Consider the following 18,347-nt stretch of genomic DNA (forward strand, 5'->3'; position numbering starts at 1 on the left):
GGATAGCGGCGGCAAAATATCATTGCACGGGAGAGCTGGGCGGATACCGGCTCTCTGCCCCCGCGTCATTCAACCAAAGTCTGATGCGGTTCAGGCGATTTTGCCGGTGTCGCGGCCGGCGCCGATCAGCACCAGGATCGCGACCAGGAACAGATACATCCACGCATCGCGCCATTCGACCGGGAAATAGCCGGCCCACAGCGATTCGGCCATGCCGAAAGCGGCCGCGCCGAGCGCCGCCCGCGGCGGCGAGAGATAGCCGCCGACCGCCGTCACGAACAGGATCTTCAGCCCGTAGACGAGGCCGGAGCCGAAGCTGACATTGCCGTAATAGAGGCCGGCCATGACGCCGGCCAGCGCGGCGCAGAAACCGCCGAACAGCACAGCATGCCGTAACACCGCGCGCACGTCGACGCCGCACATCGCGGCTGCCTTGGGATCGTCGGAGACGGCGCGCCACTGCCGGCCGAAGCTCGAACGGGCAAATGCCCAGCTCGCCAGTGCGATTGCCGCCAGCACCAGCGCGCAGTCGATGAGCTGGATAAGCGTCAGCGTCGCCTTGAAGGTCGCGCCCTGCGCGAAAATGACAGGCTGTGCCAGCATCGGCGGCAGCCACAGATCATGCGTGTCGGCGGCGATGCGGCTCGCCTCGGACAACAGCAGCAGGATGCCGAGTGTCGTCACCACGATCGCGTTGGGTGTACGGTCGGCCAATGGTTCGAAGACGCTGCGCGACAGCACTTGGCTAAGCAGCGCGGCATAGAGGAAAGCCGCGACGACGCCGAGCGCCACCGCCGCAGGCAGTGTCAGCCACAGCACCTGATAGCCGAAGGCCGCGGTGAGGATCATCGTTTGTCCGCAAAAGGCGAACAGCGCGCCATAGGCGAGGTTGGTGCGATGCAGGATGCCGTTGGTCAGCACATAGCCGAAGGCGAGCAGCGCATAGAGCGCGCCCGAATGCAGTCCGTTCAGGACCTGCTGGAAGAAGTAGAGCATGCAAGAACCTCGGAACATGTCGCCCAAAAAAGCGAAGTGGTTTTGTGACGACGACATGCTCAAAAGGCTGCGGAGACCGCATCCCGCGGTAAGGTTTGCATCGTCGAATCTAACTTGTCAAATGCGATTTATCGGTTAGATTTCCGATATGACGGTATCCTGGACCCCGCACCGCTTCACCGGCGGCCTGCTTGCGCTCGACACGGCCAACACCGTCGTGCTGCGCGGCGATCCGCGGAGGTCTTTCGACCGCTTCGACGATCCAGCCGAGATTGCCCGCTTCGCCGATGCGGCGAGCCGCTTTCGCGCAGCCGAGCTTGGCGGCAGACCGCTGGCAGCACCGTCACCGGCAACGATTGCACCCGTCGTGCTGTCGATCCGTGAGGCGACGGACCGGCTGTTTCGTGGCGCGGTGTCGAAGGGTTCTATTACAACCTCCGATTTGCCGGGCTTCCTCAAAGCCTGCTCCGATGGCCTGGACGGTAGCCGGACCGAGATCGGTGCGCCGGGAAAACCGTTCGGCGATCCGGTGACGCCGATCGCCTTCGAGACGGCGCTGGCGGTTTCGGCGCTCTCGCTGCTGTGCGACGACACCGCCGCAAGGCTCAGAATTTGTCCCAACTGCACCTGGCTGTTCGTCGACAGAAGCCGCAATTCCAGCCGTCTTTGGTGCGACATGGCGGTGTGCGGCAACAGGCAGAAGGCTAGGCGTCACTATCGTCGCCGCCGCATGGCGGAAAATGAGGCCAAGAATGCCTAAGGGTCTTTCCCGTTCGATCGTCGTCGGTGCGGCACTCATTGCCGCCGTTGCGCTCGGCGCCTGCCGCGACACCGGCCGCGATACCGGTGAAGACGAAGGCAAGCTGTTCGAGATTTCCGGCAAGATATTCGTCTTCAATTACCGCCTCGCCAGGGCGACCTATGTCGTGACGCTGCGGCCGCTGAAGCCGATGGGAGAAGGCCAGGTGGCGATCGCCAGCTTCCAGGATCCCGCCGGCGGCGCGCCATTGGTGGTCGAGCAGAAGGTGTGGCCGAAGCTCGACAAGGTGACGCTGGAGAGCCCGGCGCTGACCTGCGTCGTCAAGAACAAGCCCTATGCGATCGCCATCAGCATCAAGGGAGCCGACGGTGCGGTCTTGCAGGAGATCGACACCACGCTGATGTCGACGGAAGACCAGTCGATCCTGCCCGACCGGCCGCTGGTCATCGACCAGCTCTATACGGCCAATCCCGATCTCGCCGGCCATCCCGACGGCAAGCTGCCGGGCGAGCCGAAGCCGGATTGCTCGAAGGGCACCTGACGCGTCGCTGCAGCGCCGTGCAATGCCCGCGGCGATGGTCGCCGACTGTTCGTCGTGCGTTGCCCGGCACCTGCGATTTTGTTTGACCTGCCTTGCAAGGGAAGAAAGGATGCGTCATCCGACCCCGACGTTGGCTGCCTGCCCCCGCGCGGCCTCCGCAGAGGAAATTCCTGATGACGCTGCATGACGTCGCGCTCGACGATAAGTTCGACCTCGCAAAGGAGCGCATCTTCCTGTCGGGCGCGCAGGCGGTCATCCGCATGCTCCTGATGCAGCGCGAGCGTGACCGCCGCGCCGGCTTGAACACGGCCGGTTTCGTCTCCGGCTATCGCGGCTCGCCGCTCGGCGGCCTCGACATGCAGCTGTGGAAGGCCAAGAAACAGCTCGCTCAGGCCGACATCGTCTTCCAGCCAGGCCTCAACGAGGAGCTGGCCGCCACCGCTTGCTGGGGCGCGCAGCAGACGGAGCTGCTGGGCGAGGGCACCCATGACGGCGTCTTTTCGGTCTGGTACGGCAAGGGGCCGGGCGTCGATCGCTCCGGCGATGTGTTCCGCCATGCCAATCTCGCCGGCTCGTCCAAGCATGGCGGCGTGCTCGCCCTGATGGGCGACGATCATATGGCCGAATCCTCGACGAACGCGCATGCCACCGAATTCCTGTTCGTCGACACCATGGTGCCGATCCTCAACCCGGCCGGTGTCCAGGAGGTCATCGATTACGGGCTCTACGGCTTTGCCATGTCGCGCTTTGCCGGCACCTGGGCGGCGATCAAATGCGTCAAGGACAACATCGAATCGACGGCCTCGGTCGATGCCTCGCTCGAGCGGTTGAACATCGTCGTGCCGGATTTCGACATGCCGCCCGGCGGTCTCAACATCCGCCACGAGATCGATATGCTCGGCCAGGAGGAGCGGCTGCATGAGCATAAGCGCGCCGCGGCTTCCGCCTTTATCCATGCCAACGGGCTGAACCGCATCGTCTATTCGGGCGGCCGCAACCCCAAGATCGGCATCATCACGCTGGGCAAGAGCTATCTCGACGTCCGCCAGGCGCTGGAGGACATCGGCATCGACGAGGCGGCCGCCAACCGCATCGGCGTGCGGCTGTTCAAGGTCGGCTGCCCCTGGCCGCTCGACCTGCATCACATCGCCGACTTCGCCCGCGGCCTCGACACCATCGTCGTCGTCGAGGAGAAACGCTCGCTGATCGAGGTGCAGCTGCGCGAGAGCCTTTACGGCACCGCCACGCAGCCGGTCATTGTCGGCAAGAAGGACGAGCGCGGCGACTGGCTATTCCCGGCCAAGGGCGCGCTCGACCCTAACGAGATCGCCATCGCGCTTGGCGAGAGGATCATCAGGACCATCGGTCCGTCCGAGGAGATTTCGGCACGGGTGGCCAAGCTGCGTCAGTTCCAGGCAATGCTCGCCGACGCCACCGACATCGGCTCGCGCACGCCGTTCTTCTGTTCCGGCTGCCCGCACAATTCGTCGACCAAGGTGCCGGACGGCTCGATTGCCGGGGCCGGCATTGGTTGCCATTTCATGGCGCTGTGGATGGACCGCAACACCGTCGGGTTCACGGCCATGGGCGGCGAGGGCGCGCAATGGGTCGGCCAGGCGCCGTTCTCGAAGCGTGGCCACATCTTCCAGAATCTCGGCGACGGCACCTACAACCATTCCGGCACGCTGGCGATCCGCTTCGCGCTGTCGACCGACGCCAACATCACCTACAAGATCCTCTACAACGACGCCGTCGCCATGACCGGCGGCCAGCCGCACGAAGGCGGTCTGACCGTCGATATGATCGCCAGGCAGGTGCGGGCCGAAGGCGTCGATCGCATCGCCATCGTCACCGACGAACCCGACAAATATGCCGGTAAGGCCGAATTCCCGGCCGGCGCCACCATCCATCACCGCGACGATCTCGATCTCGTCCAGCGCGAACTGCGGGACGTCAAGGGCGTATCGGTCTTGCTCTACGACCAGACCTGCGCCGCCGAAAAACGCCGCCGCCGCAAGCGCGGCACCTTTCCCGATCCCGACAAGCGCGTCTTCATCAACGAACTTGTCTGCGAAGGCTGCGGCGATTGCGGCGTGCAGTCGAACTGCGTCTCGATCCAGCCGGTCGAGACCGAATTCGGCCGCAAGCGCAGGATCGACCAGTCGAGCTGCAACAAGGACTTCTCCTGCGTCAACGGCTTCTGCCCGTCCTTCGTCACCGTGCATGGTGCCAAGATTCGCAAGGCCGAAGGCCTTGCCGGCAAGGCCAACCCGCTCGACGGCGTGCCGACGCCCGCCGAATTCCCGCTGGGCGAGCAAGGCTGGGCAGCGATCATCGATGGCGTCGGCGGCACCGGTGTCGTCACTGTCGGTGCCGTGCTCGGCATGGCCGCCCATCTCGAGGACAAGGGTTGCGGCATGATCGACATGGCCGGTCTTGCCCAGAAGGGCGGTTCGGTGTTCACCCATGTCCGTATCGCCCGTACTCCGGACGACATCCATGCCATCCGCGTTTCGGCGGGAAAGGCCGATCTCGTGCTTGGCTGCGATCTCGTCGTGTCGGGCGCCAAGAAGGTGCTGACCGCGGTGCGCGAGGGCCATACCATCTTCCTCGCCAACACCGCCGAGATCATGCCCGGCGAATTTGCCCGTTCGGCCGATTTCTCGTTGCCGACAGAGCGCCTGAAGAAGGCGATCCGCACCGCTGCCGGGGACGACAAGGCGCATTTCTTCGACGCCACCCGCACCGCCACGGCACTGTTCGGCAACTCGCTCGGCGCCAACATGTTCATGCTCGGTTTTGCCTTCCAGCATGGCGGCTTGCCGCTCTCAGCCGAAGCCGTCGAGAAGGCGATCGAGCTCAATGGCGAAGCCGTGGCGATGAACATCGCCGCCTTCCGCTGGGGCCGTCGTGCCGCCCACCAGCCGGACTTCGTACGCGGCCTTGTCGCCCAGCCGGGCCCAACCGTCGCTGGAAAGACCGGCAAGGCCGCCGATGTCGCCGAGACCCTGGACGACATCATTGCCCGTCGCGTGGCATTCCTGACCGCCTATCAGAACGGCGCCTATGGCAGGCGTTATGCCGAAAGACTGGCCCTATTGCGCGCCGCAGAAGCGAAGGCCGTGCCCGGTTCGACCGCGGTGTCGGAAGCCGCCGCCAGGAACCTGTTCAAGCTGATGGCGATCAAGGACGAGTACGAGGTGGCGCGGCTCTATACCGACGGCTCGTTCGCCGCCGAATTGGGCAAGCAGTTCCAGAGCTACGACAAACTCGAATTCCACCTTGCGCCGCCGATCATGGGCCGCCGCGGCAATGACGGCAAACCGAGGAAATCGAGCTTCGGCCCCTGGATGATGAAGGGATTTCGCCTGCTGGCGGCGATGAAGGGCCTGCGCGGCACCGCCTTCGACCCGTTCGGCTACACCGCCGAGCGGCGCATGGAGCGGCAGCTCCTGGCACAGTACGAGGCGGATCTGGAGCTAATCGCCGGGGCGCTGGCGCCGGCCAGGGTCGATGCGGCGGTTGCCCTTGCCTCGGTGCCCAGCCTCATTCGCGGCTATGGACACGTACGGCAGGCCAGCGCCGAAAAGGCAGCCGGCGAGCGCTCCCGGTTGCTCCAGCGCCTCGCAAACGCACCGGCGGGGGCGGCACTTCAGGCCGCCGAGTGAAGGCCTTGTTTACCTGAAGCTTGATTTTCCGGTCTGTCCTGCTTTTGCGCTCCTTCGGCAACCGGGCCAAAGCCACTGTTCTAAGCCTTTCTTAAGGCGGATGTGGGATGACGAGGCCTAGCGTTGGGCCGACGATATGGGCAGAACAAAGACCGAAAACATCCCGGCGGATGTTTATATCCAGTTTGTGCGGTCGTTGTTCGACAACGCTCACATGCTGGTGATTGGCGGCGTGTGCTACTGGATCCTCGGATTCATGATCTACTTGCGCACGCACAATTCATTGTTCCTGGCTTTCTCTTTTAGTCTGCTGTCCATCAGCCTTTTCCGCTACTTCGGCATTCGCGACTTCCGGAAGGCGGGCGGTGTAATAGCCAATGTCCAAGAGGCGCGGCGGTGGGAGCGCAATTATATCCTCAAGGGCAGCCTGCAGGGCCTCGGCCTGGGCGCGCTGTGCTTCATATCGATCTATGTCTATCCCGATCCCTTTGCCGAACTGGCCGCGACGTCGCTGGCCATCGCAACCTTGGTGACGGTTGTTGGCCGGAACTACGGATCTCCGCTCATGGTGCGGATTTTTTCCGTGACCTTCATTGGTCCGGCAGCACTTGCACTCTTGCTGCGCATGGATATCCCCTCGGTCGTTCTGGGGCTGATGATCATCCCCTTGACGTTTATCACGATCAACAGCGCCGACCACGTCCGCGACGTGCTTTTCTCGGCGGTCATCGGCCACAAGGAAGCAAAGAAGCTCGCGCATAGGTTCGATCGCGCCCTAAACACCATGTCACACGGCCTGGTCATGCTCGGCCCCAACGGCCGCGTGGCGGTAGCCAATGCCGAAGCCGCCCATCTGATGTCGCTCAAGTCCGGGGATGCGCTGCTTGGGCGGTCCATCCACGGTCTTTTGATGCGCGGCGTCGCCGCCGGCATGTTGGCACCGAAGGATTGCCGCTACATCGAAGCCCAATTGACGCGCGCGCTGCGCGAGGGCCGCGACCGCAAGGTGCTGGTTTCCCTCGCCAACGGCCAGCACTATGAATTCTCGGCTCGCGAAGGCAGCCAGGAGCTGGGCGTGATCACCTTCGAGGACGTGACGGCGCGCGTCGAGGCGGAAGACAAGATCCGCTTCATGGCGCGCTACGACAATCTTACCGGCCTGCCCAACCGTGCCTATTTCCACGAGTTGATCGGCGAGGCCATGGCGTCCGGCGATCGCGACCGGCTCTGCGGCCTGGCGGTACTCGACCTCGACGATTTCAAGAGCGTCAACGACACGCTCGGCCATCCGATCGGCGACGGCTTGATCTACGCCGTTGCCGAGCGGCTTGCCGCCATTGCCGGGCAAGGCATCACGGTCAGTCGTTTCGGCGGCGACGAGTTCATGATCTTCTTCGACCGCGTCGAGGATGAGAGCCATCTGACCAGCCAGCTCGACGAGATTTTCGCCGGCCTGCAAGGAGAAGTCGACGTCGCCGGTCACGGGCTGCGTGTCCAGGCCAGCGGCGGCGCCGTGCTGTCGCGTGTCAAGGACACCGATGTCGACGCCATGATCGTCAAGGCGGACCTGGCGCTCTACAAGGCCAAGGAGCTCGGCAAGAACGGCTGGCGGCTGTTCGAGGCGGCAATGGACGCCGCGTTCCGCAACCGTCAGCTGATGAAGGCGGATCTGCGCAGCGCGGTGGAAAACAAGGAATTGCGGGTGGTCTACCAGCCGATCGTGGCGATGAACACGATGCGCATCGCCGGTTGCGAGGCGCTGTGCCGCTGGGACCATCCCGATCTCGGGCCGATCTCGCCCAGCATCTTCATTCCGCTGGCCGAGGAAATGGGTATCATTTCCGAGATCAGCACCTTCGTGCTGCAGGCAGCCTGTACCGAATGCGCCAACTGGCCCGACCAGACCAGCGTCTCCGTCAATCTCTCCGCCAAGGATTTCCGCAGCCGCGATGTCATCCAGAAGGTTCGCGACGCGCTGGCGAGCTCCGGTCTAGCCGCTGGCCGGCTGGAAATCGAGGTCACCGAAACGGCGCTGCTCGACGACAAGTCGCTGACACGCCAGTACATCGAGGAATTGAAGCAGATCGGCGTGCGCATCGCGCTCGACGATTTCGGCACGGGCTATTCGAGCCTGAGCTATCTGCATAAGCTGCCGCTCGACAAGATCAAAATCGACCGCTCGTTCCTGATGGACGTCACCCAGAACCCGCGTTCATTGGAACTGCTCAAGGGCATCGTCAACCTGTCGCGGCCGCTGGGACTTTCCGTGACCGTCGAAGGCGTCGAGACCTTCGAACAACTCAAGATCCTGGCCTCGCAGGTCAAACCCGATCTCGTGCAGGGCTTCCTGTTCGGTGCCGCGCTCAGTGCGTCGGGTATCGAGACGATGTCGAATGTCACTTGGCCCTTCGCCGCTGACCTGCGTCTCATCGGCAAGCGGACAGCCATTTAGCGCCGTGACCGACAGCTCAAGCGTTGGCTTGGCTCACGCACCTTTATTGACGGGGTGCGATGCCTTGGAGGCAATGATCCAAATCCTTTTCGGGGCGTAATCCCCCACTAAGACGTTCTCAAGTGGGCGGGTCCGGCTGTTAAGGTTAACAGAAGGTAAATCAACAACATCTAAATTTCAGCTTGTGTCTCACTTCCACTCGAATAGCTTGTCCGTAGGCGGAATTTCGAGGACAGATGATGGATGCTGCAAGGGGTGCAAGGAATGCGCCGGGCGCGATCAGCGCGGCCGGGGATTCGGTGCTGAACCGATCGATCATGCAACAGCTGGAGCATGTCGATTATCGCCTCATTACCGGAGGCGAGGATCTGGAGGCGATTTACCGGCTTCGCTATAAATCCTACCTGCGCTCAGGCATGTGCGGCCCAATCGCCAGCGGAATGTTCGAGGACCGTTGGGACGATCTGCCCAATTCCTACCGGTTCGGTGTCTATTGCTATGGCGAATTGGTCAGCACGATCCGCTTCCATTACATTTCCAGCGAGCACCCGCATTCGCCCTCCGTCGATGCCTATCCGGAAGTGCTGATCGAGCGACTTGCCCGCGGAGAAACCTTCATAGACGGAACCCGCTTCGCAACCGATCCCGACAGTGCACCGGCGCCCGGAGTGTTGCCTTTCCTGACACTCAGGCTTGCCATGGTGGCCTCGCGCTACTTTGGCCAGAACTCGGTCCTTACGCCGGTCAAGATCGAGCATTCCAATTTTTATTCCCGTTACTTCAATGCCGTGCAGAGAACCGAGGGAAAAGTATTTCCGGGCGTTCTTGCCCCGATCGCTCTGTTCGAAATCCCCGCCGGCGAGAATATGCGACTGACGCTCGAACGGTTCCCATTCTTCAGGTCGACGTCGACGGAACAGCGGCTGATGTTTGCCGATCCGGCCATCAACGGACTGACACCCCTGTCCATCGTGCCGACAGCGAAATATTATCGCGACGCCGCCTGAGGCTTCCGATTTTTGCGGAGCGTCTGGAGCTTTCCAGCCGGACAGGCGTTCTGATGATGGCGCGTTTTGACGCTCGGCATCTGCATTTCGACGGATCTCCCAGAAGGAACCCGACATGACCATTTCCACGCTTGCGCTCACTCCGCTCATCTCGCTGATCGCCGGCGTGCTGATCCTCGTCATGCCAAGGCTGTTGAACTACATCGTCGCGCTCTATCTGATTGTCGTCGGACTGCTCGGGCTTTTCCCGCACCTTGCCGGCTGACAGCGCCACTTGAGGCAGCGCAACCGTCTGCCTCGACCCCCTTTCTGAGCATCTTCGCATCAGGCGCCCGAATCCGGGGTCGGGCTCCGGCGTCATGTCGGCAGCCGGCTTCAAATTTCCGTTGAGGCAGTTGTCGCTGCGATGCGGCAATAGCGCCATTGCTCTCGGCCCGGCTTTTCGCTATGTGCCTGAAAGATGTCTTCGAAGGGGTATTCCTATGGCTGATCACTCGCCGACCGGTCCTGTCGAACTGGGCGCGAAGATGGACTATGCCGAGCATGACCGCACCTATGCGGGCTTCCTCATGCTGGCCAAATACGGATCACTTTTCTGCGGAGCCCTGCTCCTGGCGATGGCCTTCGGCTTCTTCGCGGGCGGCTTCTTCTCGGCGACCATCCTGTTCGTGCTGATTATGGCCGCCGGCGCCTTTATCCTCCGATAGATTTTCCGACACCTTGTCCACGCCGCCGCCGCGAGGCCGGCCGGCATCTTGCGGGAACGAGCTTCCCGCCGAAAGGATCACGCGGTGGGACAGACGGTATTCATCCCTCGTGAACTCGATGCCAACGAGCCGCGCGTCGCAGCCTCGCCCGATACGGTGAAACGGCTGGCGGCGCTGGGCTTCGAAATCGTCGTCGAGACCGGTGCCGGCACCCGGTCGCGCATCCCCGACGAGGAATTCGCCAAGGCCGGTGCCGCCGTCGGCAAGGTTTCGGATGTCGCCAAGGCCGATGTCGTGCTGAAGGTGCGTCGGCCGACGGATGCCGAGCTGAAGAGCTACAAGCCGGGCACAGCGGTCATCGCCATCATGGATCCCTATGGCAACGACGCCGCCGTGGCAGCCTTGGCCAAGGCTGGCGTCACCGCTTTCTCGATGGAATTCATGCCGCGTATCACCCGGGCGCAGTCGATGGATGTTCTGTCCTCGCAGGCCAACCTGGCTGGCTACCAGGCGGTCATCGACGGCGCTTCGGAATATGACCGGGCGCTGCCGATGATGATGACCGCGGCCGGCACGGTGCCGGCGGCAAAGGTCTTCGTCATGGGCGTCGGTGTTGCCGGCCTGCAGGCGATCGCCACCGCGCGTCGGCTTGGCGCGGTCGTCACCGCCACCGACGTTCGCCCCGCCGCCAAGGAACAGGTCGCCTCGCTTGGCGCGAAGTTCCTCGCGGTCGAGGACGAGGAGTTCAAGGCTGCCGAGACGGCCGGTGGCTACGCCAAGGAAATGTCGAAGGAATACCAGGCCAAGCAGGCGGCCCTCACCGCCGAGCATATCGCCAAGCAGGATATCGTCATCACCACGGCGCTGATCCCCGGCCGTCCGGCGCCGAAGCTGGTTTCGGCGGCGATGGTTGCCTCGATGAAGCCGGGCTCGGTGCTCGTCGACCTGGCGCTCGAGCGCGGCGGTAATGTCGAGGGCGCCGTGTCAGGCCAGGTCGTCACCACGGCCAACAACGTCAAGATCGTCGGCCATCTCAATGTGCCCGGCCGCATCGCGGCGTCGGCATCGCTGCTTTACGCCAGGAACCTGTTCGCCTTCCTCGAGACGCTGGTCGACAAGACGACCAAGACGCTTGCCATCAATCGAGACGACGACCTGGTCAAGGCGACGATGCTGACCGATGGCGGCAAGGTGGTTCATCCGGCCTTCGCCAAGGCCGACCAGCAGCCGCCAAAGGGCCAATATGTCGAGCCGGCGGCAATTACGGCCAAGACCATGGTCGCCGACGCTTCGGCCAAACCGAAGAAGGCCGCTCCCAAGAAGGCAGCCGCGTCCAAGTCGCCTTCGTCGAAGTCGAAAGGCATTGCGTGATGGATCAGACCCTGCAGAAAGCCCTCGATCAGCTCGACCAGGCCTCCGCCGCCGTTCGGCTGGCGGTGCAGAATATGGCGACCGCGCCTGGTGGCGCCGAGGCGGCGGGTGATGCCGCGCACGCTTTGTCCGGCGGCGCCATCGATCCCTTCGTCTTCCGATTCGCCATTTTCGTGCTGGCGATCTTCGTCGGCTATTATGTCGTCTGGTCGGTGACCCCCGCTTTGCACACGCCGCTGATGGCCGTCACCAACGCCATCTCCTCGGTCATCGTCGTCGGCGCATTGCTTGCCGTCGGCATCGCGGCCTCCGGCATCGCCGCGGGCTTCGGCTTCGTCGCCTTGATGCTGGTTTCGGTCAACATCTTCGGCGGCTTCCTCGTCACCCAGCGCATGCTGGCCATGTACAAGAAGAAGGACAAGTAGAGCGCCATGAACGCCAACTTCGCGTCCTTCCTCTACCTTGTTTCCGGCGTCCTGTTCATCATGGCGCTACGCGGGCTGTCGCACCCGACCACCAGCCGCCAGGGCAACCTCTACGGCATGATCGGCATGGGCATTGCCATCGCCACCACGCTGGCGCTGGCGACCCCTTCGGCCGGACGCTTCGGCCTGATCGTGCTCGGTCTTGCCCTTGGCGGCGGTGTCGGCGCGGTCACCGCACGGCGCATCGCCATGACCTCGATGCCGCAGCTGGTCGCCGCCTTCCACTCGCTCGTTGGCCTTGCCGCCGTGATGGTGGCGGCCGCGGCGATCTATGCGCCTGAGAGTTTCAGCATCGGCACGGTCGCCGACATCCACGCCCAGGCGCTGATCGAGATGAGCCTCGGCGTCGCCATCGGCGCCATCACCTTTACCGGCTCGGTCATCGCCTTCCTCAAGCTCGATGGCCGCATGTCGGGCAAGCCAATCATGATCGGCGGCCGCCACTTCATCAACGCGGCGCTTGGCGTGGCACTCATCGTGCTGATCGTGCTCCTGGTCACCACGGAATCGAAGCTGGTTTTCTGGCTGATCGTCGTGGCCTCGCTCGTCCTGGGGGTCCTTCTCATCATCCCGATCGGCGGCGCCGACATGCCGGTCGTCGTCTCGATGCTGAACTCCTATTCCGGCTGGGCGGCGGCGGCCCTCGGCTTCACGCTCGGCAATCTGGCGCTGATCATCACCGGCGCGCTGGTCGGCTCGTCCGGTGCGATCCTGTCCTACATCATGTGCAAGGGCATGAACCGAAGCTTCATCTCCGTCATCCTTGGCGGCTTCGGCGGCGAGACGGCGGCCGCGGCCGACGACGGCATCGAGCGCACGGTCAAGCAGGGGTCGGCCGACGACGCCGCCTACCTGATGATGAACGCGCAGAAGGTCATCATCGTGCCGGGCTACGGCATGGCGGTCGCTCAGGCCCAGCACGCGCTGCGCGAAATGGCCGACAAACTCAAGGCCAATGGCGTCGACGTGAAGTACGCCATTCATCCGGTCGCCGGCCGTATGCCTGGCCACATGAACGTGCTGCTCGCAGAAGCCAATGTGCCTTACGACGAAGTGTTCGAGCTCGAGGACATCAACTCCGAATTCGCGCAGGCGGACGTCGCCTATGTTATCGGCGCCAACGACGTCACAAACCCTTCGGCCCGTGACGACAAGTCGTCGCCGATCTACGGCATGCCGATCCTCGACGTCGACAAGGCCCGCACCTGCCTGTTCGTCAAGCGCTCGCTCGGCTCCGGCTATGCCGGCATCGACAACACGCTGTTCTACAAGGACGGCACGATGATGCTGCTCGGCGACGCCAAGAAAATGACCGAAGAGATCGTCAAGGCGATGGATCACTGATCAGGAATCAGCACCGCGACACGCCAAGGAACGCCCGGCTTGCGCCGGGCTTTTTCTTGGCTTGACGGCGATTTCCAGGCTACGATGAGGAAATCCCGTCTCGCTGGCGGGATTGTCGTCAACGGAGACGTTGGTGCCCGACCCCATCGCATCGCCGCCCACCGGAAAAGCGCCGCGCAAGCCCAGTCAGGCGGTGGTGATCGTGCATGGCATGGGCGAACAGCGGCCGATGGATACGCTGCGCGGCTTTGTCCAGGCTGTCTGGAGCCACGACCCCGCCCGCGCGCCGTTCTATGCCCATGTCGCCGATCCGGCCGACCCCGCCGGCGCGAAGATCAACCGGAGCTGGATCACACCCGACAGCCGGACCAATTCATACGAACTTCGCCGCATCACCACGCCCTACGACGTCGATGGCCGCCGCACCGATTTCTACGAGCTTTACTGGGCCGACATCACGCAGGGCACGACGCGGGGCCGGCTTGCCGCCTGGGTGACAAATCTGCTGTGGCGCAAGCCCACCGACATTCCGCGCGACGCCCGCAAGCTCTATCTCGTCACGCTTCTTGCCGTCATCGTCGTCCTGTGCGCGGTGCTCGCGCTCGCGACGTCGGTTTGGCAGGCGTATATTTCCTTCGCCGCCGGCCTGCTCGTCACCATCCTGGCCTCATTCATCATCTGGGCGGTGGACCGGTTTGGTCTTCCCTATTTCGGCGATGTCGCGGCCTATGTGCGCGCGGAAGCAGCGACGGTCGAGAAGCGGGCGCTGATCCGCGACCGCGGCCTGCGGCTGCTGAAACGTCTCATGATGGACGATGCCTACGACCGGATCGTGCTGGTGTCGCACAGCCTTGGATCGATGATCGCCTACGATCTGTTGCAGATATTATGGGCCGATTTCAGACCCCGAAAACTGGAGGCCATCCGCGACAAGACGAAACTGAAGGCCATCCACGCCATCGACAAGGCCACGCTTATTGCCGACGGTTCGGCATGGCCTGACAGGCTGGACGACCTCGCCGGCTTCCGGCGCGACCAATGGGAGCTCTACCGACAACTGCGCACTGGCGATGCCGACCATCCGCTGCCATGGAAGATCAGCGATTTCATCACGCTGGGCAGTCCTCTGACCCACAGCGAGTTTCTGGTGACGCATGATCTCGCCGAATTCAGGCGCGGTATCGCCGAGCGGCTGTTCTCGGCATGCCCGCCGATCGCTGACACGGCAGCCGGCGGGACCGTGCTTTATCAGGAAGGGCGCAGCCGTTCAGGCAAACCACGGCGGGCGGTGCATCATGGAGCGGTTTTCGCCGCGACGCGCTGGACCAACATCTTCGACCACGGCAATGGCTGGCTGACCGGCGATCCGATCTCGGGGCCGATGACGGAGAATTTCGGCCCGGGCGTGGAGAATATCCAGGTCGAGCTGCGCGGCTCCCGTGGCCGCATCTTCACCCACACGCTCTATTGGTCGTTAACGGCGACCGGCGTCGAGGCTGGCGCTCGGCAGCGCTCGCACCTTGCCGTGCTGCGCGATGCTGTCGACCTCGGCCGCAAACTGGAACCAAGCCAGCCACCGCCGGCGTAGATGCCTCAGATATCCAGATTGGCGACCGACAGCGCGTTGTCCTGGATGAATTCGCGCCTCGGTTCGACTTCATCGCCCATCAGCCGCGAGAACAGACTGTCCGCATCCGTCGCGTCGTTGACCTTGACCTGCAGCAGCGAGCGCACGTTCGGATCGAGCGTGGTTTCCCACAGCTGTTCGGCGTTCATCTCGCCGAGACCCTTGTAGCGCTGCATGGTCAGGCCCTTGCGGCCGGTCGCAAAGACGGCGTTGAGCAACGCCAGCGGCCCCGAGATGGTTTCGGAGACATCCTTGCGGCGCAGCACCGGCGGCGACCCGTAGACGTCGCTGAGACGCTGTGCGTAGCGGTCGAGCTGGCGTGCATCGGCCGAGTTGATCAGCGCAAGATCGAGATGCGCGTATTCCTTGACGCTGCGCACCGTGCGCTCGAACACATAGCCGCCGACGCCTTCATTCGAGGTCGACATGCGGCCGGTCCAGCCGCGCTCTGTGTCCTCGGCGATTATGTCGAGGCGTTTTGCAATCCGCTCCGCCATGGCGTTGGCGCGGCCAAGATCGGTGAAGACGTCCGGGTTGAGCCCGCCGGCGATCGCCGCCTGTTCGACCACGCCTCTGTTGTAGCGTGTGTGCAGGCCGTTGATCAGCTGACGCACGGCCAGCGCGTCGTCGATGGCACCGCGCAAATCCTGCCCGGCACGAACCTCGCCCGATCCGAGCGAAAGCGATGCTTCTTCCAGCCCCGAGCCGATCAGGAATTCCTCGAAGGCGCTCTCGTCCTTGATGTATTGCGAACTCTTGCCGCGCGTCACTTTGTAGAGCGGCGGCTGGGCGATATAGAGATGGCCGCGCTCGATCAGCTCCGGCATCTGCCGGAAGAAGAAGGTGAGCAGCAAGGTGCGGATGTGGGCGCCGTCGACGTCGGCGTCGGTCATCAGGATGATCTTGTGGTAGCGCAGCTTGTCGGCGTTGAACTCGTCCTTGCCGATCGAGGTGCCGAGCGCGGTGATCAGCGTGCCGATCATGTCGGAGCCGAGCATGCGGTCGAAGCGCGCCCGTTCGACATTGAGGATCTTGCCGCGCAACGGTAGGATCGCCTGGTTCTGGCGCGACCGGCCACCCTTGGCCGAGCCGCCGGCGGAATCACCCTCGACGATGAAGATTTCGGATTTCGCCGGGTCGCGTTCCTGGCAGTCGGCCAGCTTGCCGGGCAGGGAAGTAACGCCGAGCGAGCTCTTGCGGGTGATGTCGCGCGCCTTGCGTGCCGCTTCACGTGCCGCCGCCGCCTGGATCACCTTGTCGACCACCACCTTGCCCTCTGCAGGGTGCTCCTCCAGCCAGGTGCCGAGCGCTTCGTTGACCAAGCCTTCGACGACGGGCCGGACTTCCGAGGAAACCAGCTTGTCCTTGGTCTGCGAGGAGAATTTCGGATCGGGAACCTTGACCGATAGCACCGCCGTCAGACCCTCGCGGCAGTCATCGCCGATCAGCGAGACTTTTTCCTTCTTGGTCAGGCCCGAGGATTCGCCATAGCCGGTGATCTGGCGCGTCAGCGCGCCGCGGAAGCCGGCCAGATGGGTGCCGCCGTCGCGTTGTGGGATGTTGTTGGTGAAGGCCAGCACGTTCTCGTGGTAGCTGTCGTTCCACCACATCGCCACTTCGACGGTTATCCCGTCGCGCTCGGCCTTGATGGCGATCGGCTTGTCGATCAGCGGCTTCTTGACCCGGTCGAGATATTTGACGAATTCTTCCAGCCCGCCATCATAGTGCAGTTCATGGCGCACGACGTCGGCGTGACGGGCATCGGTCAGGACGATGCGCACGCCGGAATTGAGGAAAGCAAGCTCACGCAGCCGGTGTTCCAGCGTCCCGAAGTCGAATTCGACCATGGTGAAGGTCTCGGTCGACGGGAAGAAGGTGATCTCGCTGCCGCTGCGCCCCTCATAGGTGCCCGGCTGCTTGTCCTGTTTATAGCTGCCTGTCGCCTTCAGCGGCGCGTCGGCATTGCCATGCGTGAAGCTCATCTCGAAGATCTGGCCGTTACGGCGGATTTTCAGTTTCAACCAGGCCGAAAGCGCATTGACCACCGAGACGCCGACGCCATGCAGGCCACCCGAGACCTTGTAGGAATTCTGGTCGAACTTGCCGCCGGCATGCAGCTGAGTCATGATCACTTCAGCCGCCGAAATGCCTTCTCCGGTGTGGATATCGGTCGGAATGCCGCGCCCATTGTCGATCACGGTGACCGAACCGTCGGGGTTGAGCGTCACGGTGACGAGGTCGGCGTGACCGGCCAGCGCCTCGTCGATCGCGTTGTCGACCACCTCATAGACCATGTGATGCAGGCCAGAACCGTCGTCGGTGTCGCCGATATACATGCCGGGGCGTTTGCGCACGGCATCCAACCCCTTCAAAACCTTGATGGAATCGGCGCCGTATTCGGCTTCAGCGCCGTTGATGTTGTCGATCTGATCGCTCATGAAAACCTGTTGTCTGGATGCCGCTCGCACGGCGCGAAAAATCGGCCCCGAATCGCGCCTCTAATATCCATTAGATATAGGCGCTAAAGGCGGTTTTTCCAAGGTTTGCAGGCATTTCCCCGGGGACGGGCCGGCTGTCCATGACGCGCTCTCTCCAGGCCTTATCTGGCCTTGGCCAGCCGGTCCCTGAGAAACTTGATCATGAACTTGTATCGCGGCGCCAGCCGCCCAGTCCGATCAAGTTCCAGCGTCATGTCGAGCGCCTGGGAAAGCACCGCCTTGGGGTTCTTGGCGACCTGAGCATAGTCGATCATGGCCACCACGAGGTCGCGCTGCCAGGTGGCATTGTTGGGGTCGGACTGGGCAAGCTGCTGGCGGATGTCGAGGCTATCCTGGAAGGCCTGCCGCGCGCCCTTGAAGTCGCGCTGCTTGCCCTTGAGCATGCCGATTTCGGACAGCGTGATCGACAGGTCGCGCTGCCAGTCGGCATTGGCAGGATCGAGCTTGGCCAGCCGGTCGGCGATGACGAAACTGTCGGTGTAGGCCTTGAGCGCGCCCGCCCGGTCGCCTTGTATTTCCAGAATGCCGGCGACCTTTTCGAGGCTGACGGAGAGGTCGCGCTGCCAATCCGTATTGTTCGGGTCGCCGGCCGCCAGCACGCGGGCCAACGAGAGGGCTTGCCTGTAAGCCGACAGCGCATCCGGCCATTTTTCCTGGTCGCTCAGCGCATTGCCGATCTTGGCATTGCCGACAGACAGGTCGCGCTTCAGCTCGCTGTTGTCCGGGTCGCGGTCCACCAATCGTTCGACGATCGCCTGGCTTGCCCGATAGGCCGCGAGTGCGCCCACCGCATCGCTCTTCTCGCGCTTGAGGTCGCCGATCGTCGTATGGCTGACCGAGACATCGCGCTGCCGCTCGGCATCCTGCGGCTTCTTTTCGGCCAGCGCCAAT

Annotated in this window: 14 protein-coding genes; 11 read left to right on the top strand and 3 right to left on the bottom strand. The window is 63.3% G+C overall.

What is annotated here, in order from left to right; genetic code table 11:
- Positions 1-90: 90 nt before the first annotated feature.
- On the bottom strand, positions 91-996 hold the full coding sequence (locus tag NKH03_RS08160) for a branched-chain amino acid ABC transporter permease (protein WP_352967989.1): 906 nt from the start codon (positions 994-996) through the stop codon (positions 91-93).
- Positions 997-1,144: 148 nt separating this feature from the next.
- On the opposite strand from NKH03_RS08160, the gene NKH03_RS08165 reads away from it, so the two are divergent.
- From NKH03_RS08165 to NKH03_RS08215, 11 genes are all read left to right on the top strand, one after another.
- Positions 1,145-1,756, top strand: a complete 612-nt coding sequence (locus NKH03_RS08165; RefSeq protein WP_352967990.1) for a CGNR zinc finger domain-containing protein — start codon at positions 1,145-1,147, stop codon at positions 1,754-1,756.
- Positions 1,749-2,297, top strand: coding sequence for a hypothetical protein (locus NKH03_RS08170; RefSeq protein ID WP_352967991.1), 549 nt, complete (start codon positions 1,749-1,751; stop codon positions 2,295-2,297). The genes NKH03_RS08165 and NKH03_RS08170 overlap by 8 nt, the downstream gene beginning before the upstream one ends.
- Before the next feature lie 173 nt (positions 2,298-2,470).
- Positions 2,471-5,965: an indolepyruvate ferredoxin oxidoreductase family protein gene (locus NKH03_RS08175; protein WP_352967992.1), complete on the top strand. Its 3,495-nt coding sequence runs from the start codon at positions 2,471-2,473 to the stop codon at positions 5,963-5,965.
- A gap of 136 nt (positions 5,966-6,101) precedes the next feature.
- Positions 6,102-8,417, top strand: coding sequence for a putative bifunctional diguanylate cyclase/phosphodiesterase (locus NKH03_RS08180; RefSeq protein WP_352967993.1), 2,316 nt, complete (start codon positions 6,102-6,104; stop codon positions 8,415-8,417).
- 236 nt (positions 8,418-8,653) lie between these two features.
- A complete protein-coding gene (locus NKH03_RS08185) occupies positions 8,654-9,424 on the top strand; it encodes an N-acyl amino acid synthase FeeM domain-containing protein (protein WP_352967994.1) in 771 nt (256 codons plus the stop codon).
- Between the two features lie 115 nt (positions 9,425-9,539).
- Positions 9,540-9,689 (top strand): DUF3096 domain-containing protein, encoded by a 150-nt coding sequence (locus NKH03_RS08190; RefSeq protein WP_013528205.1) that lies wholly within the window; start codon positions 9,540-9,542, stop codon positions 9,687-9,689.
- A 217-nt stretch (positions 9,690-9,906) separates the two neighbouring features.
- On the top strand, positions 9,907-10,131 hold the full coding sequence (locus NKH03_RS08195) for an aa3-type cytochrome c oxidase subunit IV (RefSeq protein ID WP_352869205.1): 225 nt from the start codon (positions 9,907-9,909) through the stop codon (positions 10,129-10,131).
- A gap of 84 nt (positions 10,132-10,215) precedes the next feature.
- A complete protein-coding gene (locus NKH03_RS08200; RefSeq protein ID WP_352967995.1) occupies positions 10,216-11,502 on the top strand; it encodes a Re/Si-specific NAD(P)(+) transhydrogenase subunit alpha in 1,287 nt (428 codons plus the stop codon).
- Entirely contained in the window at positions 11,502-11,927 is a 426-nt protein-coding gene (locus NKH03_RS08205) for a proton-translocating transhydrogenase family protein (protein WP_091581083.1), read from the top strand. Before NKH03_RS08200 ends, NKH03_RS08205 begins: the two co-directional genes overlap by 1 nt.
- A gap of 6 nt (positions 11,928-11,933) precedes the next feature.
- The gene (locus tag NKH03_RS08210) at positions 11,934-13,331 is read left to right on the top strand and encodes an NAD(P)(+) transhydrogenase (Re/Si-specific) subunit beta (RefSeq protein ID WP_352967996.1); all 1,398 of its coding nucleotides are present in this window, start codon (positions 11,934-11,936) and stop codon (positions 13,329-13,331) included.
- 133 nt (positions 13,332-13,464) lie between these two features.
- Positions 13,465-14,919, top strand: a complete 1,455-nt coding sequence (locus NKH03_RS08215; RefSeq protein WP_352967997.1) for a hypothetical protein — start codon at positions 13,465-13,467, stop codon at positions 14,917-14,919.
- Between the two features lie 5 nt (positions 14,920-14,924).
- Here NKH03_RS08215 and gyrB read toward each other — a convergent pair whose 3' ends face one another.
- Positions 14,925-17,396 carry a DNA topoisomerase (ATP-hydrolyzing) subunit B gene (gyrB, locus tag NKH03_RS08220; RefSeq protein ID WP_352880093.1) on the bottom strand — a complete coding sequence of 824 codons (2,472 nt, stop codon included), beginning with the start codon at positions 17,394-17,396 and terminating at the stop codon, positions 14,925-14,927.
- A 161-nt stretch (positions 17,397-17,557) separates the two neighbouring features.
- A complete protein-coding gene (locus NKH03_RS08225) occupies positions 17,558-18,346 on the bottom strand; it encodes a tetratricopeptide repeat protein (protein WP_352967998.1) in 789 nt (262 codons plus the stop codon).
- Between the last annotated feature and the right edge of the window lies 1 nt (position 18,347).

This window comes from Mesorhizobium sp. M1406, from assembly GCF_040317555.1.
In the GTDB taxonomy this organism is placed as follows: domain Bacteria; phylum Pseudomonadota; class Alphaproteobacteria; order Rhizobiales; family Rhizobiaceae; genus Mesorhizobium.